At 40.5% G+C, this 22,187-nt stretch carries 24 protein-coding genes; 9 read left to right on the top strand and 15 right to left on the bottom strand.

Translation table 11 applies throughout. From position 1 onward, the window contains the following. Positions 1-88: 88 nt before the first annotated feature. The 4 genes from B1202_RS15035 to def form a co-directional block, all read right to left on the bottom strand. Positions 89-1,366, bottom strand: a complete 1,278-nt coding sequence (locus B1202_RS15035) for a glutaminase (RefSeq protein ID WP_078191407.1) — start codon at positions 1,364-1,366, stop codon at positions 89-91. A 64-nt stretch (positions 1,367-1,430) separates the two neighbouring features. After that, complete coding sequence (locus B1202_RS15040) at positions 1,431-1,883, bottom strand: hypothetical protein (RefSeq protein WP_078191408.1); 453 nt, start codon at positions 1,881-1,883, stop codon at positions 1,431-1,433. An 18-nt stretch (positions 1,884-1,901) separates the two neighbouring features. Then, positions 1,902-3,113 carry a GGDEF domain-containing protein gene (locus B1202_RS15045; protein WP_078191409.1) on the bottom strand — a complete coding sequence of 404 codons (1,212 nt, stop codon included), beginning with the start codon at positions 3,111-3,113 and terminating at the stop codon, positions 1,902-1,904. A 190-nt stretch (positions 3,114-3,303) separates the two neighbouring features. Next, the gene (gene def / locus B1202_RS15050) at positions 3,304-3,786 is read right to left on the bottom strand and encodes a peptide deformylase (RefSeq protein ID WP_078191410.1); all 483 of its coding nucleotides are present in this window, start codon (positions 3,784-3,786) and stop codon (positions 3,304-3,306) included. A 724-nt stretch (positions 3,787-4,510) separates the two neighbouring features. Here def and B1202_RS15055 point away from each other — a divergent pair. Beyond that, positions 4,511-5,791 (top strand): MFS transporter, encoded by a 1,281-nt coding sequence (locus tag B1202_RS15055; RefSeq protein ID WP_078191411.1) that lies wholly within the window; start codon positions 4,511-4,513, stop codon positions 5,789-5,791. Positions 5,792-5,842: 51 nt separating this feature from the next. Here B1202_RS15055 and B1202_RS15060 read toward each other — a convergent pair whose 3' ends face one another. From B1202_RS15060 to pnuC, 4 genes are all read right to left on the bottom strand, one after another. Further along, positions 5,843-6,340 (bottom strand): DUF2505 family protein, encoded by a 498-nt coding sequence (locus B1202_RS15060; protein ID WP_078191412.1) that lies wholly within the window; start codon positions 6,338-6,340, stop codon positions 5,843-5,845. A 166-nt stretch (positions 6,341-6,506) separates the two neighbouring features. Next, positions 6,507-6,800 carry a hypothetical protein gene (locus tag B1202_RS15065; RefSeq protein WP_078191413.1) on the bottom strand — a complete coding sequence of 98 codons (294 nt, stop codon included), beginning with the start codon at positions 6,798-6,800 and terminating at the stop codon, positions 6,507-6,509. 94 nt (positions 6,801-6,894) lie between these two features. After that, the gene (locus B1202_RS15070; RefSeq protein WP_078191414.1) at positions 6,895-7,194 is read right to left on the bottom strand and encodes a hypothetical protein; all 300 of its coding nucleotides are present in this window, start codon (positions 7,192-7,194) and stop codon (positions 6,895-6,897) included. 82 nt (positions 7,195-7,276) lie between these two features. Continuing rightward, entirely contained in the window at positions 7,277-7,861 is a 585-nt protein-coding gene (pnuC, locus tag B1202_RS15075) for a nicotinamide riboside transporter PnuC (RefSeq protein WP_078191415.1), read from the bottom strand. A 222-nt stretch (positions 7,862-8,083) separates the two neighbouring features. Here pnuC and B1202_RS15080 point away from each other — a divergent pair, with 222 nt between their 5' ends. From B1202_RS15080 to B1202_RS15090, 3 genes are read left to right on the top strand one after another with little or no spacing between them, the layout of a single operon-like run. Then, entirely contained in the window at positions 8,084-8,869 is a 786-nt protein-coding gene (locus B1202_RS15080; protein WP_078191416.1) for a crotonase/enoyl-CoA hydratase family protein, read from the top strand. Positions 8,870-8,923: 54 nt separating this feature from the next. Further along, positions 8,924-9,814: an alpha/beta fold hydrolase gene (locus B1202_RS15085; RefSeq protein WP_078191417.1), complete on the top strand. Its 891-nt coding sequence runs from the start codon at positions 8,924-8,926 to the stop codon at positions 9,812-9,814. Positions 9,815-9,864: 50 nt separating this feature from the next. Further along, positions 9,865-10,428 carry a TetR/AcrR family transcriptional regulator gene (locus tag B1202_RS15090; protein ID WP_078191418.1) on the top strand — a complete coding sequence of 188 codons (564 nt, stop codon included), beginning with the start codon at positions 9,865-9,867 and terminating at the stop codon, positions 10,426-10,428. On the opposite strand, the gene B1202_RS15095 is transcribed toward B1202_RS15090, so the two are convergent. After that, complete coding sequence (locus B1202_RS15095; protein ID WP_078191419.1) at positions 10,410-10,898, bottom strand: hypothetical protein; 489 nt, start codon at positions 10,896-10,898, stop codon at positions 10,410-10,412. The genes B1202_RS15090 and B1202_RS15095 overlap by 19 nt on opposite strands. A 436-nt stretch (positions 10,899-11,334) precedes the next feature. Between B1202_RS15095 and B1202_RS15100 the strand changes: the two genes are divergently transcribed. Further along, positions 11,335-11,781 carry a GNAT family N-acetyltransferase gene (locus B1202_RS15100; RefSeq protein WP_078191420.1) on the top strand — a complete coding sequence of 149 codons (447 nt, stop codon included), beginning with the start codon at positions 11,335-11,337 and terminating at the stop codon, positions 11,779-11,781. Positions 11,782-11,922: 141 nt separating this feature from the next. Here B1202_RS15100 and B1202_RS15105 read toward each other — a convergent pair whose 3' ends face one another. From B1202_RS15105 to B1202_RS15125, 5 genes are all read right to left on the bottom strand, one after another. Then, on the bottom strand, positions 11,923-13,719 hold the full coding sequence (locus B1202_RS15105) for a diguanylate cyclase domain-containing protein (protein WP_143221626.1): 1,797 nt from the start codon (positions 13,717-13,719) through the stop codon (positions 11,923-11,925). 187 nt (positions 13,720-13,906) lie between these two features. Beyond that, the gene (locus tag B1202_RS15110) at positions 13,907-14,245 is read right to left on the bottom strand and encodes an FKBP-type peptidyl-prolyl cis-trans isomerase (protein WP_078191421.1); all 339 of its coding nucleotides are present in this window, start codon (positions 14,243-14,245) and stop codon (positions 13,907-13,909) included. 80 nt (positions 14,246-14,325) lie between these two features. After that, positions 14,326-14,949, bottom strand: coding sequence for an MgtC/SapB family protein (locus B1202_RS15115; protein WP_078191422.1), 624 nt, complete (start codon positions 14,947-14,949; stop codon positions 14,326-14,328). A 114-nt stretch (positions 14,950-15,063) separates the two neighbouring features. Next, positions 15,064-15,594 (bottom strand): YaeQ family protein, encoded by a 531-nt coding sequence (locus B1202_RS15120; protein WP_078191423.1) that lies wholly within the window; start codon positions 15,592-15,594, stop codon positions 15,064-15,066. Between the two features lie 65 nt (positions 15,595-15,659). Next, a complete protein-coding gene (locus tag B1202_RS15125) occupies positions 15,660-16,673 on the bottom strand; it encodes a CobW family GTP-binding protein (protein ID WP_078191452.1) in 1,014 nt (337 codons plus the stop codon). A gap of 568 nt (positions 16,674-17,241) precedes the next feature. Here B1202_RS15125 and B1202_RS15130 point away from each other — a divergent pair. From B1202_RS15130 to B1202_RS15140, 3 genes are all read left to right on the top strand, one after another. Next, a complete protein-coding gene (locus tag B1202_RS15130) occupies positions 17,242-17,463 on the top strand; it encodes a hypothetical protein (protein WP_078191424.1) in 222 nt (73 codons plus the stop codon). Between the two features lie 343 nt (positions 17,464-17,806). Continuing rightward, positions 17,807-19,411, top strand: coding sequence for a bifunctional 3-(3-hydroxy-phenyl)propionate/3-hydroxycinnamic acid hydroxylase (locus B1202_RS15135; protein WP_078191425.1), 1,605 nt, complete (start codon positions 17,807-17,809; stop codon positions 19,409-19,411). A gap of 122 nt (positions 19,412-19,533) precedes the next feature. After that, positions 19,534-20,214 carry a hypothetical protein gene (locus B1202_RS15140; RefSeq protein ID WP_078191426.1) on the top strand — a complete coding sequence of 227 codons (681 nt, stop codon included), beginning with the start codon at positions 19,534-19,536 and terminating at the stop codon, positions 20,212-20,214. Between the two features lie 174 nt (positions 20,215-20,388). On the opposite strand, the gene B1202_RS15145 is transcribed toward B1202_RS15140, so the two are convergent. Continuing rightward, complete coding sequence (locus B1202_RS15145) at positions 20,389-20,997, bottom strand: glutathione S-transferase family protein (protein WP_078191453.1); 609 nt, start codon at positions 20,995-20,997, stop codon at positions 20,389-20,391. A 215-nt stretch (positions 20,998-21,212) separates the two neighbouring features. Here B1202_RS15145 and B1202_RS15150 point away from each other — a divergent pair, with 215 nt between their 5' ends. Then, on the top strand, positions 21,213-22,121 hold the full coding sequence (locus B1202_RS15150) for a DUF4349 domain-containing protein (protein ID WP_078191427.1): 909 nt from the start codon (positions 21,213-21,215) through the stop codon (positions 22,119-22,121). Positions 22,122-22,187 lie beyond the last annotated feature (66 nt).

Genomic DNA, 22,187 nt, shown 5'->3' on the forward strand with positions numbered 1-22,187 from the left:
GCAAATTTAACGCAAAAAGAAAATTATAGCCGATCTAAGCACTAAACTTATGAGCACCTTGTATGAATCAACACTGGATTTTTATCCATTAACGCTCAAACCGTTGTAAATATTGACTCAACTCTTCTCGAACAACCACCTCATGTCCTGCATGACTTCGACTTTGTTCCAAGAGATGCTCTGAGTCGATCACTGCCACGCGATGACCATCCGCAATTAAACGATCTACACCTTCAAAAAGCATTCGGACACCAACATCGTGTATCAAAGAAATATTGGTCAGGTCTAAAACGATATGGTTATTCGCGACAGGTTCATCCTCTAAGATCCGCAGCAACATTTCCGACTCAGTAAATTGCAATACGCCGCGCAGTTCATACACCACCACCGAATGATCTATCCCGCAGGTATAGCGACTCTGGACGATCGTTTGCGCTGAAGGTGTTCCCTCCATCACATGTAGCCCCATGTCCTTAGACAGTCGTTCAAATATTTCGACGCCTCGAACACTATTACCATGTGTATCCAGTTTCGGACTAAAGACCGCCAGCCCAACCTGCCCCGGTAAAGCTCCCATGATGCCACCGGCCACACCGCTTTTGGCAGGAATACCGACCGTTGTCAGCCAATCACCCGCAGCATCATACATGCCACAAGTCATCATCACACTCAACACTTGGCGCACCACCGAACGTGACAGCAATCGTTTACCTGTGGCTGCTTGCACACCACCATTGGCAAGCACACTGGCCATTTTTGCCAAATCTTTAACCGTCACTAATATTGCACACTGACGAATGTAACCATTCACCACATCTGCAGGATCTTCTTCAAGGACACCAACTGTGCGCAGCATGTAACCGATCGACAAATTTCGAAAAGCCGTCTTCACTTCAGACTGGTAAACCGCGTCATCAAAACTCAGCTCCCGCCCTGCCAGTTCACTTAAAAATTCACGGAGTTTTTCAGCACGAGTGCTGTGCTCGTCATGCGGTAAAAGTGAATGTGTGGTGATTGCCCCCGAATTGATCATCGGATTTTTCGGGGTATTGCTCTGTGGATCGAGCGCAATTTGATTAAACGCCTCTCCCGATGGCTCGACACCGACTTTTTGTAAAACGCTGTCTAAGCCAAGATGACGAATCGCTAAAGCATAAGCAAAAGGTTTAGACATCGACTGAATAGTGAACGCGACTTCGTCATCACCCGTAGAATAAATCGTGCCATCTACGGTAGACAGTGCCAAAGCTAGTCTATTCGGATTGGCGTTAGCTAACTCAGGAATATAATCTGCCAAAGCTCCGTGTTGATTGGCATCGCAGGCATTAAGGACATGCTGTAAATAATCTGGAACAGGAGTTTTCATAAGGGCTATTTTTTGTTGTGTGCTTTTTTATTTATAACAAATTGAGCTGCCTCTGTATAAGTCCTTATGGTGAAGACGTGTTCTGAGCTAAAACCTGTATGTGCTGTATATTCAAATGGTGCATCATTTCTCGAATAAAAACGAAATAACTGAGTTGAATGATTGCCTGTTCACCAAATAGATTTTGATAATATTCAGTATGTTCAATCATTTCATTAAAGCCATGTTCTAAGCTTTGTCGTTCAATGAGGGTCGCATGTTCAAAAAAGGTCTGCGCCAATATATGCAGCATCTCATCATTCGACTGAGCATTGCGCTGCGTCTGATAATCAAGCTGTAATCGTTCTAAAATTTCTTCAATTTCATAGATCAAATATTCAATTGCCAAAGCATCGAAACGCTGATGTCGGACACATTTTTGTACCAAAGCCACTAACCCATGATCAAAATGAATATTCTGTTGCTCGGTCTGAAAGTCGAGCTGCGCTAATCCAAGCTGAAATTGTAATTGCTGCATCGCTACCTTTTAACTTTTTTAATCTTCTGCCAAGTTTAACTCACGAAAGCTGCGCACTTGGTTACGTCCTTGTTGCTTTGCCATGTACAGCGCTTGATCGGCCATACGCGTGACCACAGCAGACGGTGTCCCCTCGATCGCAGTTGCTACACCAAAACTTGCACTAATCTTCAACATATGTTGGTTGGCTATCATGGTTTCAGCGTCAGAAATGGCCAATCGACAACGTTCAGCGACCTCTATCGCCTGTTCTAAATTCTGATTTTTTAAAATTAAAATGAATTCTTCGCCGCCATAACGTCCAACCACATCTTGCACACGAGTATTGTCATTTAAAATTTGAGCAACACGTTGTAAAACGGCATCTCCTGCATCATGTCCATATTGGTCATTGATCAATTTAAAATGGTCGAGATCAAGTAAAACCACTGCAAATTCAGGCCGTGTCTGTTTGCTGAGTGTATCAAGTTCATGACTGACATAACGACGGTTAAACACATTGGTCAGGCCATCCACACGGCTGAGGACTTCCATCTTTTGTTCACGGTGTCGCCACTGTAAAAGCAAAATCTGAAAAAATACCGCACTGACGATCAATATGGGTAAATACAACTCCGCCATACTCATGAGCCAAAAGGCATTATCGTAAAACTCACTCTGTTTTAAAGCCGGGCTGAAAATCGGTGCATATTCTAGATGGTCAATCGAAGTTTGATAGCAAATGTAGCCAATAAACAGTGTGATCGGAAATGTGATACTGAGCATAATCGCAGGACGATAAAAAACTAAACCGACCATCAACAAATTGACTGTTCCCGCCATGGTGGCAGGACTATAGATCCCGATCATATAGCCACCATAGATCATGCCAATCCCAAACAGGACAGGTGCAAAATAGCTAAAAAACAGTCTGAAATTTAAATATTTTTTGAAATAAAGACTGAGTACTGCCAATACGCCATAACTGAGTAGGACTATACAAGCGACCATGATCCTAAACTTGAGCGCACTCGGATTAAACCAGATCCGATTGGTCGAATAATAAAAATTCATGATGCACCACTTCAACACGCTGACTTGACTCAGCATGCCAAAGATGAGGAGTAAACGCCCTTTATCATAGTCAGACCAATTGATGATGAGATAGTCCGATTCAAACAAAAGATGCTTCAATTTACGCCATTGTACGCCCCATTTCGTACAGACAGCATTGCCCCAATTTTTCCCCATTAATCTTCTTTTTTATTTTATTATTTCGCTAGTTATACAAGGTTTTAGCTTCAAAAAGAAAGCCTATTTCACAGTTATAAGTGCAACATTTGAAGCCTTTAAACTTCACTTGCACCACTATTCAAATTACTTTTCCGCTATTTTTTTAGCTCAATTGGTCATTTTTATATTTTTGAAATAACACGGTTGATTATTCTAAACGCTCGGTGAATAAGATCCCGTTTAGATGATCGACCTCATGTTGCACGATCCGTGCGGGAAAGCCATTCAGGGTTTTCTCTTTGACTTCACCTTGAAGGGTCAAATATCGCACGTGAATTTGCTCAGCTCTCGGGACTTGTCCACGCGCATTCGGCACACTTAAGCAGCCTTCTTCACCCAATACCGTCGTTGTCGATCGAGATGTGATCACTGGATTCACCATCACGATCGCTTCCATTTCAGGCGCATCGGGATAGCGTAAATTTGCACGTGAGGCCACGATAATCACCCGCTTTGAAACATAAATTTGCGGTGCCGCAATACCTACGCCTTGACGCTCAAGCATGGTGGCATGCAATGTTTCGCTCAGTGCAATTAACCATTCAGAACCTATTTCAGATGCTTGCACCTCTGCAGCTGTAAGCGTCAAAATCGCTTCACCACGCTGTGCAACAGCAGCAACATTACTCATGTTTTTATCCTTTTTAAGTCTAGCGGGCTTAAATTATTTAACTGATGTTACGCACGTAAAAGTAATTACGCATTTTTAAAATGATATTTAAGTTTATTCGACGGAGTCTTACATCTAGGATTTAAATAAAGGGATTAGCCTTCGGCTGGAGGTACTTTTGTTTCGGCAAAATGAGAAGCGAAGCTTCGCAAGGAAACCATCTTGCGGAGCAATGCTCCTCACCGCAAAACTCGTTCACTAGTATCAAATTATTCAAAATATCGCAAAAGCATTTTTGATTAGAAGGAGTCCTGTCTCAAACACTTGCAGATGACGTTACCGCTTTTCATTCTTTCATTTGAATCAAATTACGCTTCTGATGTTACTGCGTAACATCAGTTATTTAAAAAAAAACAACCATGCACTATGCATTATTATCGGTTCTGAGTATAAAACAACAGCATGCTATGGCTTTGAATCTTTTGTGGCTTATATAGACCACAAAGTAAAATGGCAGATCATACCATCCTATACTATTGATATTTATCATTTATACATCAAGGTGCGCCATTATCTATTGCCAATCATTCTTTTAGTTAATGCTACTTTATCTATATTATTTTGTTCTTAATTAATGATATTTTCATAACTATAAGTTTTTAATAAGGCAACAAAGTTTGATTATTCAATAAAAAATTGAATCACTAAAATCGTCAAATGCTATTTGCTGCTGGAAAATATTTGCATGGAAGCTCAGCCACGCCTGACTCGTCAAGATAAACGTACCCTCGGACTGTCATCTCTAGGTGGCGCACTCGAGTTTTATGACTTTGTCATTTATGTGTTTTACGCCAAAATTATTTCGGAACTATTTTTCCCCACGGGACTCAGTCCATTTTGGGCGATGCTGAATACCTACGGTATTTTTGCAGCCGGATATTTTTTCCGCCCATTGGGTGGTGTGGTGATGGCGCATTTTGGCGATTTGATTGGTCGTAAGCGTTTATTTAGTTTATCTATTTTACTCATGGCTCTGCCTACGCTAATGATCGGTGTGATGCCGACTTTTGAAAGTATTGGCTATGCAGCACCGCTTCTGCTCCTACTGATGCGCGTGATTCAAGGCATCGCGATTGGTGGTGAAATCCCTGCGGCATGGACTTTTGTTTCAGAGCATGTGCCAGAGCAAAAAATTGGGATCGCCAACGGCCTACTCACTGCCGGCTTATCTTTGGGTATCTTGTTGGGCGCACTGATGTCTTTGTTTATTTCATTACAATTTACAGAGTCAGAAATCCATGACTGGGCATGGCGGATTCCATTTATTCTAGGCGGGATCTTTGGTTTTGTTGCGCTCTATCTCCGCAGTTATTTAAAAGAAACGCCTGTATTTAAAGCCATGCAAGAAAAGAAACAATTGGCTAAAGAGCTTCCTGTGAAACAAGTACTGCAACAGCACAAAACAGGCGTCGTGATTGGTATGCTGTTTACATGGTTCTTAACTGGCTGTGTTGTTGTGCTGATTTTAGCGATGCCAAATTTACTCACGGGCGCCTTTGGTTTTGAACGTGCCGATGCCTTTAAAATGCAAAGTGCCGCTATTGTGATGCAAATGGTCGGTTGTATCTTGGCAGGTCTTTTGGCAGATCGCTTCGGTGCGGGCAAAGTGATGCTGTTCGGTTCCCTCCTTGTTGCGGTAATCGCAGGCGTGTTCTATAACAGCTTGGGCCACGTGGCAGCATCGACCGTGTTTGCGCTCTATATGCTGCTCGGTTTGGCATCAGGTACGGTTGGTATGGTGTCTTATAGTATGGTGAAAATGTTCCCTGCACAGATTCGTTTCTCGGGGATTTCATTTTCATACAATTTGGCCTATGCCATCGCGGGTGGTATCACCTTGCCATTGGTTCAATGGTTGAGTTTATACAGCAACATTGGCGCCATGTATTATATTTGGACCGTCTGTTTGGTGACCTTCTTTACTGCGATGCTCTATCGTCAACGTTTTGAAAAAACTTCGCACTAAAAATAAAAAAGCGGTCAATGACCGCTTTTTTTAACTCGCTTTCAAATCAATTCAGGCTTTTAAATTTTTACGTAATTCATCTTCTACAATTTCAATCTCAAGCTGACTAAAACGACGAATTTCACCTTCTGCATGTTTTTCTAGTAATCCGCCAATCAGTGGAACTTTGACTTTCACCGTCCAGTCCAAATTAAAACTGACTCGTGTTGCATCGCCACTGACACTTCTTTTACAACTCGCTTCGAGCGGTAAGTTCGGATCAAGTTTGACGTCAGACGTTAATGCCGCCAAATTACTAATATCCGTACGTTTCAGGCGAAACGCATCTTTTAAAAATTTCTTGGCAATATCTGGAATATTTACATCCAAGTTATAGGCACGTTTTAAGGTATACATATCACCTGTTTTTTTTGATTCTAAAATTTCTAGATTTTCACCCGGTATGCGTTTGCACACCGCTTCATGCAAGCTGATATCTGCGGCTAGTCGTTTAAAATCTTCAAGTGAAACGCCATGAATTGTGGCATTGACGGTAAATTGATGTGCCATTCTCGTAATCCTTAAGGTCAATATTGGTTTTATTGTTTTATTTCGCCCAGTCTACAGTTGCTAAAACTGTGCTTTGGATTAAATCGGAAAGCGCTGTGGCTGTCATTGACCTGAAACCAAGCTAGAAATACAGAATTGCCATACTGCAACTCAGAGGGACTCTGCCTTAAAGGCTTTTTTGAAAGATTTGCCCATGCTGATCTTTAAACTCGAGCTGAAATTCCCAGCCCGCATCGATTTTTAAATACATCCCTGCATAGGACAACTTTGCGCACCAATGACCAAAGTCGAGGCTAAAAATATCAAAGCTGGCTTGTTCAGGAAGCTGTTGCATTGGTTTTGCATGTATCAAAGTGCTAGGTTCAAAAGACGTGCAGTGCGCGCCATAATGATGAAAAAGGTCAAAACATAGCTGATTGAAAATTTTAAATGTTGAATCTTTTGGGTCAAGTTGCGTCATTTTTTTTAACTTTCCATATCTTTTCATTTCTTCTTGCGCTTATTTTTATATTTCTATAACAAATCTTTGTGGTACTGATTTAAATTTTTTTTAGTTAATTTAACAGCATGCTATGCACCACACCATTCCGATCACGGTGTACCAATTTGATCGGTTGTGAATAATCGATCAAGACGCTTTGGTGTTTATAACTGATTTGGATGCCGTATTCATCTGCACCATCATCCAAACCGCTGATGCTACATTGCGTCCCTGGTGGAAATGCGTTGAGCCATTCTGCGTTATACACATCTGCTATTTGCTCAAACTGAAAAAAGCTCGCCTTTTGCTGCAGTAGAAACCCAGCTTGTCGATCAAAACGCAGTTGCTGCTCATGTTGAAAGTCGATAATCATGACTCTGCACGCTCTTTAATTGTTCATCGGGTTCGGGCTAACTGCTAACAAAAAAATAAGCGATGCCATCACCCAGTGATCCTTATAAAGCTTTCATCGCCTGTTGCTGCTGTTTATTTTTGACTTGTGTCCATTGCCACCAACCAAATGCCGCCAAGCCCACAAAACCTGCATACAACGCCGCAGTGAGATACAGGTCTTTGTATATAAACATACCCACATAGATAATATCGACAAATACCCAAAGCACCCAAGTGGCAATATGTTTCCGGCTGGTCCAATACGTTGCGAGTAAGCTAAACGCGGCCAATTGTGCATCCAAAATTGGTACGGCTGCATCGGTAAAATAGTGCAGGCTTAAACCAAAAATCAAACCGCCCACCGCAGCTAAAAGCATTTGAAAGATCACGAGTTTGGTCGCAATCGGTTCAATACGAATGTCATGATCTTGTTGTTTGCCCTTCAACCAATGATAGAAACCATAGAAGTTCACCACCACAAAGAAAAACTGCAAAATGGTTTCGCCATAAAGTTTGTAGGTATAAAACAGGTAGGCATACAGTAAAAAAGCGGCAAAGTTAAACCACCAACACCACATATTTCGCTTAATGGTTAAAGTCACCCCGATTAAGCTAATAACAACTGCAAATATTTCTAAGTTCGACATGGTTGATTGGGCCTTAAAAAAGCTGCAGCTATTATGGAAAAAATTGGCCCAAAGGCAAGCTATATCCTGCACTATTTCATATCAACTCTGTAAATTTTAAATCAAACCATTCAGCCAACTTACTTTGATTTTGATGTTTTGAACGCATCAGTTTTGACAGTTTTCTAACAATCGTTTAAAAACTTAGTTATGCCTAAAGAATAATCAGAAGGAATCATCCAAATGTCAGAACAACAAGGTCGTGTAAGTCGAGAAATTCGTGGTCATCTTTATTTGATCGGTTTGGACCGTGCAGATAAACGAAATGCGTTTGACAGTCATTTAATTCATGACCTTTCATTGGCGCTCACTGAATATGAAGATGATCCAAATTTACGTTGTGCGGTGATTTTTGCTCATGGCGATCATTTTACTGCGGGCCTAGATCTGGTCGAGCTACAACCCAAACTCGGCAGTGGACTGTTTAATTTTCCTGATCAGCAGATAAATCCCTGGGGAACCAACTCACGACAACGGAAAAAACCAGTTGTGGTCGCGGTACAAGGGTTCTGTTTTACAGCGGGTATTGAACTCATGCTGAATGCCGATGTCGTGATCGCACAGCGTCAGACGGAGTTTGCTCAAATGGAAGTGCAACGTGGCATTCTTCCTTTTGGTGGCGCAACAGTTCGCTTTGTGCAAGCAGCGGGTTGGAATAAAGCCATGCGTTACTTACTCACGGGTGAACGTTTCAATGCGCAAACGGCATATGACATGAACTTGGTGACTGAAATCACCGATCAAGCGCCCTTATCTCGTGCCATTGAACTTGCAGAACAGATTGCACAGGCTGCACCATTGGCAGTTCAGGCAACACTCGCTGCAGCACAGCAAGGTGTGCATTTGGGAGCCGATGCTGCCTTTGCGCAATTAGATCAGCACTTACAGCCACTACTAACAACACAAGATGTACAAGAAGGCGTGATGGCCATGCTACAACGTCGCGCAGCCAATTTTCAGGGCAAGTAAGCCTTTATTTAAACTGAGTAAACCCTTAACGTCCTGCCTATTAAGAGAAAAATTATGCCAACGGATTTAGAACAAACAGCCCAAGAAATACACAGTACACCCGTGAGTTTCCCAGCAACCGATGGCTATACGCTTTCAGGCGTTGAATATCGGCCTAATTCTGCTGCTAAAGCCAATATTATTATTTCAAGTGCAACAGGTGTACCTCAACAATTTTACCGTCGTTTTGCCGAATATGCCGCAAAACTCGGTTATCAAGTACTGACTTTTGATTATCGTGGTATTGGACGTTCTGCACCGTCAAAACTTAAAGGCTTTAAGATGTCCTACCTCGACTGGGGACGTTATGACCTTTCTGGTGCCATAGCTTATATGCAACAACACGGTCAGGAAACTTTTCTAGTAGGACACTCCTATGGCGGTCAAGCACTAGGCCTCACCTCAAATCATGATCAGATACGTGCCATGTATTGTTTTGGCACTGGCGCAGGTTGGCATGGCTATATGCCCTTTAAAGAAAAAATGAAAGTGCACGTGATGTGGAATATCGTTTTTCCACCGATGGTTGCCATCAAAGGGTATTTGCCTTGGAGCAAACTCAATATGGGCGCTGACCTTCCTGTCGATGTCTATAAACAGTGGCGTCGTTGGTGTAAAAATCCAACCTATTTCTTTGCCGACCCTGAGCTGAGTGAGCTAACTCAACAATATGCTGCAGTTCAAACGCCGATTTATGCGGTCGCTGCACTCGATGATGACTGGGCATTACCCAATTCACGACATGCTTTTATGCAGCATTATGCACAAGCGTCAATGCACTATATCAATATTGAAGCGCAAGATTATGGTCTAAAACAGATTGGTCATATGGGATATTTCCGCAAAGGTGCTGAACCCTTATGGCAAGAAGTCATTGGACGGTTTGACGAACTATTAGTCGCCTAGACCAATTTACTTCATACACATCATATTGATTTATTCGAATAGAGAGATACATGCGTCCACGGAAAAACACCTCTGAACATCTATTGTTACAGTCAGCACACGCCTTTAAACGCTATGGCTATATGGGTTGCAGCATGGGAAAATTGGCTGAAGCCTGTGGACTCTCAAAAGCTGCGTTTTATTATGACTATCCGAATAAAGACGCTTTACTGATGGAAATTTTAAACCTGACGCATGTAAAGTTACAGCACAGCATTTTTCAGCAATTACAGCAATCCACTACATCCCCTCAACAGGCTTTCTCGCACATCCATCAGCAGGCCATCCAGTTTTTTAGCCAAGGTGGATTAGGCTGTTTGGTCGGGATCTTAAGTATGGAACGTCAACATTTGCCTACCGAGATTTTTGCAAAATTGCAGTCTATCTTTCACGAATGGCAACTCGCCTTTGAAGTGTTTTTTCAGCGATATATGACCATCGAACATGCCACGCAACTTGCCAAAATCAGCTTGGCAGATTATGAAGGCGCGATTTTAATGGCTCGAATGAGCGATGATTTGAGTTATCTCGATTTAGTCCGAGACCGCATTTTGCTTCAACTTGCAGAGTCTTGACACCGATATTCAATTTTATGTTCTTCGCCAAAACGGTCGACATGTGTATAAAACTCGCCGTATCGACCTAAATAATACTCGAGCGATTGATGGTAAAAATTCCAATAAATCGACCATTCATTCAGATCTAATTGGCGAATTTGAGTTTTACAATTGACTGGCATGCGACGTAGAAAAACTTCTTGTAACTGCTCGGCTGCCTGTAGCGAATCTAATTTGTATTGTTGTTGAAAGAAAATTTCCGCAATATCATCAAAAAGTTGCTGTTCATATTCATCAACTTCAATGACCTGATCGACTTGGCGTATAGCATCATCATTCGATGCTAAAGAGATACTGTTCGATTTTTCTGGTGCCTGATAGCGCGTATATTTTTGACGATATTTTTCTGTTTTGAGGATTTTTTTGACCACAATACCCGCTGCAGACAATGCAATCAGAATACATAGCACAATGAGAAAATTAACCATAATGACAACCTACTGCCGATGACACGCCTTTACATCTTGAGCCATCAAATATTTTTATGAACTAATATAACGCACAATAACGATTAAAATTCATACAAAAATATTTTAAAGCTGAAATTTGGCCTATTTTCTTTGCTAATTTATTTCAAATTATTACTCCTGCTCAATTCATTGAATATGTATCGATTCATGCTACATCTATTTTTAGTTTTAAAATCAGTATGAATGGATGAATTTATGTCGATTTTTCTCTGTATTTAGCGATTAATCCATAAATATACATTTGTAAATTTTGAAACAATTTTGAAATAAAAACCCAACCCAACAGCGCAATGGCAGCAAAAAAATATAAAACGCAACAATAAGCCTCTTTAAGCACAGGGCGATATCTTCTGAAATGGCAGGCTGTTGGAGTTTTTTATAAAAAGAAAAAATTATGATACGCGAAGCACAAATCCAGGACATACCCGAAATTATTCACGTGATTCACAACAGCATTCGTTCATGTATCCAGGACCATCAACGTAATGAAAGTGTGATTCAAACTTGGCTTGAGGAGGCAAATCAATCGAATATTTTAATGTGGATGCTTTACAACGACAGTTGGGTCTACGTCAGTGACAATCGAGTGGTCGGCTTTATTTTAGTCAGTGATCAGGGACAAATTTTACTGAACTATATCTGCCCTGAACGTCAGTACCAAGGCATTGGTAAGGCATTATTGTTAAACATGATGCACTGCGTCAGGAAAAAGAATATTACCGAGATCAGTCTAGAAAGTACCCATACGGCACTCGCCTTTTACCAAAAATATGGCTTTGTCGCACATCAGGATTTTGAGCCTGCCGATGTTCCGCTTAAATTGGTCAAACAGCTCTGTTAATGGAGAGATAAAGTCCATAGAGTGATAGATTTTCAAACTGCATGAATGTGAAAGATGAATTTAAAGTGAGATCAATCTAAATAAGTATTGGCAAAGGATAACCGATAGCACCACAAAGTTTTAACCGTTTACAACTGAGTATTAAGGCTTAAGTTGATCGCGTCCTGCCTGTTTGGCCATATATAAATAATGGTCTGCATGTTTCATTAAAGCTTCGATACTGTCAAAGTCATTTTGCTTATCCATCCATGCCATGCCCAAACTCAGTGTGACGTAATTTTTGTCATCACCCCGATTAACATGTTCAAGCTGTTCATTACGCATGGCTTCGAGTACCGATTGCAATTGCTCTTGGGCAATCGCATACGGAACATCATGCATCAATATGGCAAACTCCTCTCCACCGTAGCGAGCCACATAGGCTGAACTTGGCAGGGTATTTTGCATGGTTTTCACAATTTGCTGTAACACCTCATCACCTTTGAGATGCCCATAGTGGTCATTATAATTTTTAAAATAATCAACATCTAACATGGCAAAGACCAGTGTTCGATGGCTATGAAAACGGACTTCTGAATATAAACGTTGAATTTCGGCATTCAGCGCACGGCGGTTAAATGCCCCTGTTAAGGCATCAATACGAATTTGTAGCTCTAGCTTTTTATTCAGCTCATGGAGCTGTAAGGTTCGCTCTTTGACTTTCTGATCGAGTGAACTGTTTAGCTCAAGCAAACTATTATTCAACTGCTCGGTATGCATTGACTGCTGTGCATAATGATGCGATTGCTGAAACATGATCAACAAGGCATACAAACTGGTTGAAATGAACGATAAATTGACTGAATCAATCAAATTCATCATCAGCAAAAAGTCGTTTAAAAAAGTAATGCACAGGAAAATAACTGCGATTAAATTTAATTTTGAATACGGTTCTTTCTTTTTCAGTGTTAGGTAAAAACCATACGCAAAATTACTTAGAACAACGATCACATAGGCAAAACTGTAGGTTGCCAAAGGCTGAAAAATTTCAGGCGTCGAAACAAAAGTCACTGAAATATTCAAAGACAATAGCAACATCGCGATCTGATAATTTAAGGTAAATAAATAGCGACGACTGAGTAAGTGGATATAACTTAAAAAGAAAATCGACGCCAAATAAGTAAATAAATATTCTAATCGCGTGCCCCACAACCAATTGATATCGGTAAAAGTGGTATAGGCATAAGGTGCTGAAAATAAATTATGGAATGCTAAAAAGACAATAAATAAGCCAAACACCAAGTTACTTCGGCTATTGCGACCGCGTAAACCTCGGAAAACAGAAAATAGGATCGTAAATAATCCCACACCCAAGACGGCGCCAGACACCATTCCAATACTCATCATCTGTTGTTGGAACTGGCGGTTTACTGTCTTAGCAATACCAATACGCATCGGGTTTTCAAACCCGCCATGCATACTGTTAAAACTTGAAGCCTGAATGGTTAAAGTGAAATATTCATCTTGTGCCACAAAATAGGCAATTCGTGGTGCATTCTCCGTTTTTTGTTCTGCTTCAGTACGCCCCACCTCGCCCAAACGAACGATCACATCACCATTTAAAAATACCCGATATGCACCGTACTGATTTGGAATCAATACCGCGATACGTCGACCAATAAATTGTTTAGGGATTTGGAAATGTCCAGTAAATGTCCCAAAACCTTTACTGTCCCCTGTGATGTCTTTAAATGATGTAGGCAGATAGACCGTTTGACCGACTAGAACCGAACTCGGAGAAGTTAAAAATTGATTTGGATAAAACAACCATTTGCCTTGCAAGAGGCTACTGGTGTCTTCCGTGAAGTAGATTTGGTTAACTTCGTTTTGATGTTTTAAATAAAATGATTTAGGAGCAGTTTCATACTGTGCTTGAGCAGTCGATACAGTAAATGCCAATGTAAAAATAATAAAGGTAAGGACCCAGAACAATCTGGTGCAAGGCAACTGTAAAGACAACGGCTTTGATTCCTGCGTTTATACTCGAGCAATTATTCTAATCTACGGTAAAAGACAAAAATAACAACTACTATTTTATCAAATTGATCAATAACTTCCATGTCACTGATCTAAAACAGTCGCTGTATTAATCGCGAGTTTTTACGTCATACAATTCAATCTCAAAAATAAGATTTGAATTGGCTGGAATTACATTACCCATTTTACGCTCACCATAAGCCAAATGTGATGGCACGATTAACTTACGTTTACCACCGACTTTCATCCCCATGATGCCCTGATCCCAACCTTTAATCACACGGCCAGTACCAATCACCGTTTCAAAATAATTACCACGATCTAGTGATGAATCAAATTTAGTGCCGTCTTCTAACCAGCCTGTATAGTGCGTTGTAATCAAAGCACCTTTAACCGCTTCTTTACCTTCACCTACCACTAAATCAATAATTTCTAATTCCGTGCTCATGCTCTCAACCTCAAATGCCGCAATCAAAATAAAGCCCTATTATAAACAGGATTACTTTGGATGCCGTAGTAAATACGCTGTTAAAAATTGAGCTCCAGAATATCCTGATCATTCATTAGATCTTGAGTTAATTTTTTATGGTTTGTCGCAGAGCCAATTAAGATCCAACGCCCACTTATTTTATGTTCAGTTTTATGTTGCACACTACGAACCACTTGCATTTGATAGGTTTTAAACAGCTCTTCATAGTCATCCAGCGTTTGTTGTCGAAAGTGACAAACGATACGATAACTCCGTGCTTGGTTTTTCGCTTCAATCCACGCTTGAATATAAATCAAAACAATTAAAACGATCAGCACAATCACCGTACCAATCAAGCTCAGCATGACATAGCCCGCTGCCGCAGCCATGCCTAAGGCAGCGGTCATCCAAATGGTAGTTGCTGTGGTAATGCCTGAAATTCGATTTTCATCTTTAAAAATTACCCCTGCACCCAAAAAGCCGAGGCCAGTCAAAATATTGGCCGCAATTCGATCATGATTATCAACGCCGATACGTAACGATAAGATAGTAAATAAACATGAACTTAAACTTACCATAATCATGGTGCGCAGACCTGCCGACTTACTTCGGTACTCACGTTCCGCACCAATGACAGCGCCAATCATAAGCGCCACAAATAACAAATAAAAATCAGGGTACATCGGCTGCTCCCCATCTTTAAAATTTTCTCATTGTTTGTAGATATACAGAATTTTATAGTCAGGATGCAAGCCTAAACTCACATCCATCAAGATGAGTTAAATCACATCAAACGCTTATTGTAATTGTGTCCATTCAATCACCGCTTGAGCTTTATCACCAATCAAAGTCCATTCGCCGTCCATTACGTTTAATTGTAAAGACATGGTTCGTTCGCATAACTCTTGAATGGCAGCTGTACTCGCTTCAGATAATTGCCAAATTTCAACATTCTTCAATGTTTTCAGTTTGCTGTTGCGTTTATACCATTCGTCTACTGAAGAACCATAGGTAATCACAGCAACGTGTGGGCAACGAGCACTGGCTTTTTTGACTTTGTCTTCGTCAGGGCAACCGACTTCAATCCATTTCACCAATTGGCCTGTTAAATCTTTTTCCCACAGCGCTGGTTCGTCTGTTTCGAAAAGATCTTTGGTAAATTCTAATGCTTCATCTGCATAGCGTGCATATGCCAAGACACGTACCATCAAACGTTCAATCGTTTCAGAAGGATGCAAAGCCATCGTCAATTGATAATCACCATATTGGTGTACATCCATATTGGCAATGTTCAAATCTGCTTTATAAATTGTAGCTTTTAGCGCCATGGTAAAGTCCTCAAATTTGGCGCCTAGCATATAAGATTTAGCAAGCTTTTGCTGCGCTGATTTACTTATTTCTCAGCTTTCTCGGCATCGATACGACACTGCATTAAGCGATCTTCAAATTCGAGCCATTCACGTTCAGTCTGGTAAATAATTTCGACACGATTATCGATACTTTCCTCGCTCGACTGATAATTAAACTGATCGGGATTAAAGTTAAAGGTTTTCCACCCTTGGTCGGTCTGAAAAATACCTTTGATCCGTAGCCAATCTTGCTGCTCACAGAGTAAATCTAACAGCTCAAAAAAATCGAAAGCCCATCGTTTTGGGAGTTTCCAACCTGCGACACTATAGCCCTGAGCGGATTCAACATAATGATAAGGCAACTGTTTAATTTCTGTCGGTACATCGACCAGCGTTTGCTTTTGTATTGCCAATAAAGGCTGAATTTTACGCGGACTTCCCATATAGGCGAGATCAATATTTGCTAGTTTTAAATCACCTTTAACAACATTGATCCATTGCTGCTGATACGGTAAATACGCCAATTTCAGTCGCTCTAAACCAGCATGATCTGCTTCACTCATACAATCGACATGAGACACCACCACGATTTGTGCCACTTTGAGTTGATCGGCATACAGGTTTTGCGACGTCCAATCTTGATCATGTAAGCGTGAGCCATCGACCACGGTCACCAATGCTCGCATGGCTAAATGCGGATGCCAATGTGGCTCAGTCAATTGCTCCAAAAGTTGTCCCGGATGCCCCAAACCTGTCGGCTCAATAAACAGTCGGTCGGGTTTCACCTCTGACAATAATCGTGACAACGCAATTTGCATCGGGAGTTGGCTGCTACAACATAGACAACCACCCAATAATTCCTTCACCGCAAAGCCCTGATCTTGCGGCAACATCTGTTGATCGACCCCAATTTGCCCAAACTCATTCATCAGTACGGCCCAAGTTTCGCCCGCTGGCTTTTGCTTTAATAACTGCTGTAAAACTGTGGTTTTACCCGCACCTAAAAAGCCAGAAATAATATGAACAGGAATCGCACCGTGGGTAGAAACTAATTTCAAAAGTGAGTCACTCAAATAAATAGCCAATGATTGATGGCCTTTACCATAATGATTTCAAAAAAATGCTGCAAGCCTAGTCTTCATTTCTCTGTCTTCATTTTCCTAAAGCATAGATCAGCCTCTTATTCCAACGAATTGTATAATCATCTGGCTATTAAAAGTCTGTTTATACTATTTGCATGAATGCATGACATATCTGGTCACACTTTATTAGCAAAGTTAACTCTTATATTTTAAAAAATGGTCATATCGAAAAGAATCCTTACATTTGGATTTTAGTGAAATTTCTGGATTCTGCTTATTTACGACTTCGATGTAATCATCATGTAAACAATGAATGAATCATGAAGTCGATTTGGTCATTTTTTCTTGCAAAGTTAAATGAAGATTCCGATATTTTTTTACATTTAAAACACAGGATGGACGGTTATGTATTCATCCAGTTAACCAGTTTGTTTCACTTTGTTGCTCGCATTGATCACTCGGTTTTCTCGATTTAGCATGAGTTCTCTCCTGATGGACGTGATGATCTTTTCAGGATTTACTAAAATATATAAGGATGCTCAAAATGAAATTAACTCAAATTTTACTTGCTTCTACTCTAGCTGCTGCAGCTGCAACAAGTTTTGCTGCAAGCAAAGATAAACAAGAAGCACCTGAACAAGAAAAAGTAGTGGTTAGCACTCAAGAACAGCCAGCGACTGAAACAACTGCTGCTGAAGGTACTGCTGCTCAACCTGCTTCAGAAGCAAATGCTGAAGGTTCTGCACCAGCTCAACCTGCTCAGTAATAGACGGATAGCGTACTCCACACGCTAAATTCATTTAGTCTGCTGCTCAACATTTATCCCTCACTAATAGAATGTTGTGCTAAATGAATTAAAGTCGCCGGATCATTGAAAAATGGTTCGGCTTTTTTATGCTCAAAGCCACTGATTGATAGATTTTAATGATCGATAAATCATTCAAAATGATTGATGATTTTAATATAAATAAATATATATCATTCACTTAAAATAAAACCCTGCAAAAAACACGACAATTCGATTCATCGTTTCGACTTATGCCTAGCTTGTTGAAAGCCTCGGTTTAGAACTTAATAGTGGCATATGTGAAGTGATTGGATGTTTACGCATGAGCAATAAAGCAAATTACACAACGGAAGTTGCCATTCTGGGCGCAGGTCCTGTCGGCTTAACCATTGCAAACTACTTAAGTAAGCAAGGTGTCAAAGTCACTGTGATTGAACAACTGGACAGCCTGATTGACTACCCACGTGCGATTGGTATTGATGATGAATCATTACGTACCATCCAATCATTAGGTTTAGTGGACCAAGTGTTACCGCATACAACACCGAACCACGCGATGCGTTTCTTAACCCCTAAAGGTCGTTGTTTCGCAGACATTCAACCGCTCACTCGTGAATTTGGTTTCTCACGTCGTAATGCCTTTATTCAACCGCAAGTCGATAATGTACTGCTACAAGGTTTAAAACAGTACGAAACCACAAATGTTTTATTCTCTCGTCAATTGTCTGATTTTAGCCAAGATGCCAATGGTGTAACGCTAAATATTCAAAATAAAGACGGTGAAGCTGAAAAAATTCAAGCGCAGTATTTGATTGCTTGTGATGGTGGTAACTCAGTGGTCCGTCGTACCCTCAACATCGGCTTCGATGGTAAAACTGCACCGAACCAATGGATCGTGATCGACATCAATAATGACCCACTTGCAACGCCACACATTTACCTATGCTGTGACCCTGTGCGTCCTTATGTATCTGCTGCTCTTCCACACGGTATTCGTCGTTTCGAATTTATGGTGATGCCTGGTGAAACTCAAGAAGAATTAAGCAAACCTGAAAACATTGCCAAACTATTGTCGAAAGTACTTCCAACGACCGATGGTATTGAAGTGATTCGTCAGCGCGTTTATACCCACAATGCCCGTATTGCAGATAAATTCCGTGTAGACCGTATTTTACTTGCAGGTGATGCTGCGCACATCATGCCAGTATGGCAAGGTCAAGGCTATAACAGTGGTATGCGTGATGCGTTCAACCTTGCGTGGAAAGTTGCAATGGTTGTACAAGGCAAAGCTGGCCCAGCGCTTTTAGATACATACCAAGTTGAACGTAAAGATCATGCCAAAGCGATGATTGATCTTTCTGTAATGGCGGGTCATGTCCTTGCGCCACCAAAAAAATGGCAAGGTTTTGTGCGTGATGGTATTGCCTATGCGCTCAATTACATCAAACCGATCAAGCAATATCTATTGGAAATGCGCTTCAAGCCAATGCCGAAGTACAACGACGGTGCGTTGATCAATAACGGTGTTAAAGACTCACCTGTGGGTAAAATGTTCATTCAACCACATGTTCAACTTGAATCTGGTGAGAAAGTCCTACTTGATGAAGTCATCGGTAACGACTTTGCAATCATTGCTTGGGGCGTCGATCCGAAATGGGGTCTGTCAGATGCAACCATGAAGAAATGGCAAAAATTGGGCGTTAAATTTATCCAAGTATTGCCTGCTGTTCAGCTTAGCAATGAAAATCGCACTAAGTACGACAATGTGATCACGATTGGTGATATTGGTACCGATATTCGTGGTTGGTTTGGTAAAACCACTGAATCTGTTACGATTCTTCGCCCAGACCGTTTTGTTGCAGCGATTGCAATTCCACAAACTTTAGACAGCGTGAGCCAACAATTGTTTGCAAAATTGCATGCTTAATAATCTAAATAGATCTGCAAGAATTAAAAATCACCATGCATAAAGCATGGTGATTTTTTTCTATAATCACTATAAACATCGCATGCTATAATCGTTCAATACATAATTATAAGCTTCGCAAAATGCAAAAAAGATTTCAGAAATTATTCATTTATAGTTTGTTGGGCTTTATTTTTATCTGTTCACTCATTTTCGTAGAGATACATCATTTTCATGCCAATAGTTGGTTAGCTATTTTCGTTTTTTGCCTCTGTTTTCTTATTTCTTTGAATTGCTATTTATTAGGCTTAGAAAAAGATGTGAACAAAAACGAAGAATCTAATTTTTTGTCCTTCCATTTATACATTTCATTTTTTTATGCAGTCATTGCCAGCTTTTTTCTCACCACAGTGATTCTTGCTTTATTTGCATTACAAACTCAATATTTTGGTCAAGAAAAAAATATCATTCTAAAAGGCCAAGTCTATTCACCCACATTTACACTAGAAAAGAAGCCCTGCCGAACTCGCCTTAAATTTCCCGAAAGTGGTTGGTCTACATTCGCCTATCTCTGTCTAGATACCAAGAAACACTACTTTTCTGGTTATTACAAACTCCATTTGAAAACCAGTTTCGCAGGGTCTGCGATTCAGGATTATGATTGGATTGATGATCAATTAACATATCAGCAGCATCGTGCCTTAGATATGGATCCACATCAAAAAAGACTGCTTGAAATATATGCCAAACTTGAAAGAGATTTAGGCCCACCTCTATCTGATGATGAAGCCCATGATTTTTTAAATAGAACCAACAATGATTGAGTCTATTTAATTTAGCTCAACATTTGCCATACATTATCTAGGCAATAATTAAAATCGCTTTACCATCTTAGTGATTGATATTTAAAACTCTTTCTTTGTAGTTCCAAAGAAAGAGTTACATGATTAGACATATAGCAACACCACGTTCAGCCAACAATCAAATAAGCATCCAAGTTAAACCGACTGAAACCAATGCACATTTTTTACCGATTCACGTTGCTGAATCTGCTGAATAAAAGGTTTAAATTCATCTAAATATGGCAATATTTTGAATGAAATGGCATACACCATCCAATAAGCTAAATACAAATCTGCTGCGCTAATTTTATCCCCCAACAGATATGGCTGAGCCTGTGCAAACCCTGTTTTAATAAAATCTAAAAGTATTTTTTCATTACCAAAACTCAAACTGCCACGTTTCTCATCCATCAACTCTGTGCTAATGCCGACATTTTTCATGTCCATGTATTCAGTCAGCGGACCATGACAGAAAAACATCCATTTCAAATATTCACCCCGTTTTGGATCATCCAATGCGGGTGCTAAACCTTTGTCACTGAATTTATCGGCTAAATAGCTAAAGATGGCTGCAGTTTCACTGATCACGGCAGTACCATCGACTAAGCAGGGAACTTTGCCCATGGGGTTAATCTTGAGATATGCCGCTTGGTGCATCACTTCATATGGCACTTCAATAATCTCAACTTCTGACTCGATGTCTAATTCTTTCAATAAAGGCAGAATGGTATTACTGCGTGAGCGTGGATTGCTGTAGAGTTTCATTGTTGGGTTCATTGTAGATATCCTTATTTTCATCCTTATTGTTCTATCTATTACTATACGCGGCTTTATGTAGATTTATGTTGCGTTCATCCCTGCTTTAAACACTTTCCGATACAATACGCCCGACTAATAATTACGCTAAATTTGAATTTATATTTAAAGCAAAAAGTATTTACTCCGACTTTCTGATAATCAAACAATTGAGCTCTACATCAATGAAAAATAAATATTTAATTGCCATGTTAACGGTGATTTTAATTTCAGGCTGTTCCAAGAAAACCGAAGAAATGGCAAACGAAGCCAGTGCAGAAGCGCAACCTACTCAAGTCAGTACCCAGCAAGATCAAGCAGCGGAAAGCACATCCAATGAGCCGTCTCCCACGCCTGCAACAACACAGAAACCTGAAACTATTTTAAATGAGCAGGTCAACCCAGCTGAAGCCTCTCGTAAAATGGTACGAGAAGCCAATGTCAGTTTTGAGTCGAAAGATGTCGTTAAAACGGCCTTAGAAATTGAAAAACTCACGCTAAGTTTAGGTGGCTTTATTGAACAGAAAAATATCGACTTTATGGTGCAAGAGAGTCAATCCTACCCGATTGCTGACGGCAAAATTAAAATCTTTGAAAAAGTAAATCCGCAAGCGGAAATGATCATTCGTGTGCCAAGTGAAAAAGCTGCACATTTCGTCAATCAACTGTTGCCGCTTATGCATTTTTTGAACCGTCAGCAATATTCGGCAAAACGCTATGAGCTAAAACTACTCGAAGAAAAAATGTCACAAACACAGGTCGTGCCCGACCATGTTGCAGCAGCACAAATCAATGAAATCTCACGTCTGACCCGCTTAGAAGTTCAAGATCGTGTCCGCTATAGCACGATTGTGATTGGCTTTAGCCAACCTGCCACTGTCCGTGAACATATCGATATTAACCTTGATACTATTGCTCAGTTAAATGGCGATAGTGTCTGGCAAAGAGCATGGTACGGTATACAAAAAGGGTGGCAATTTGTGTTGAGCCTGTTGGTTGTTCTCATTACGATTTGGCCACTCTATCTGATTATACTCATCGGTTTGATTGCATACCGCGTGATGAAACCCTATTTACAAAAATGGTTTAAATAAATCAGAGTGACAAAGGCTATGTATCATTGAGTCTTTGATTAAAAATACGATAAATAAAAAATCCCG

This window comes from Acinetobacter amyesii (assembly GCF_002018365.1).
Taxonomy (GTDB): domain Bacteria; phylum Pseudomonadota; class Gammaproteobacteria; order Pseudomonadales; family Moraxellaceae; genus Acinetobacter; species Acinetobacter amyesii.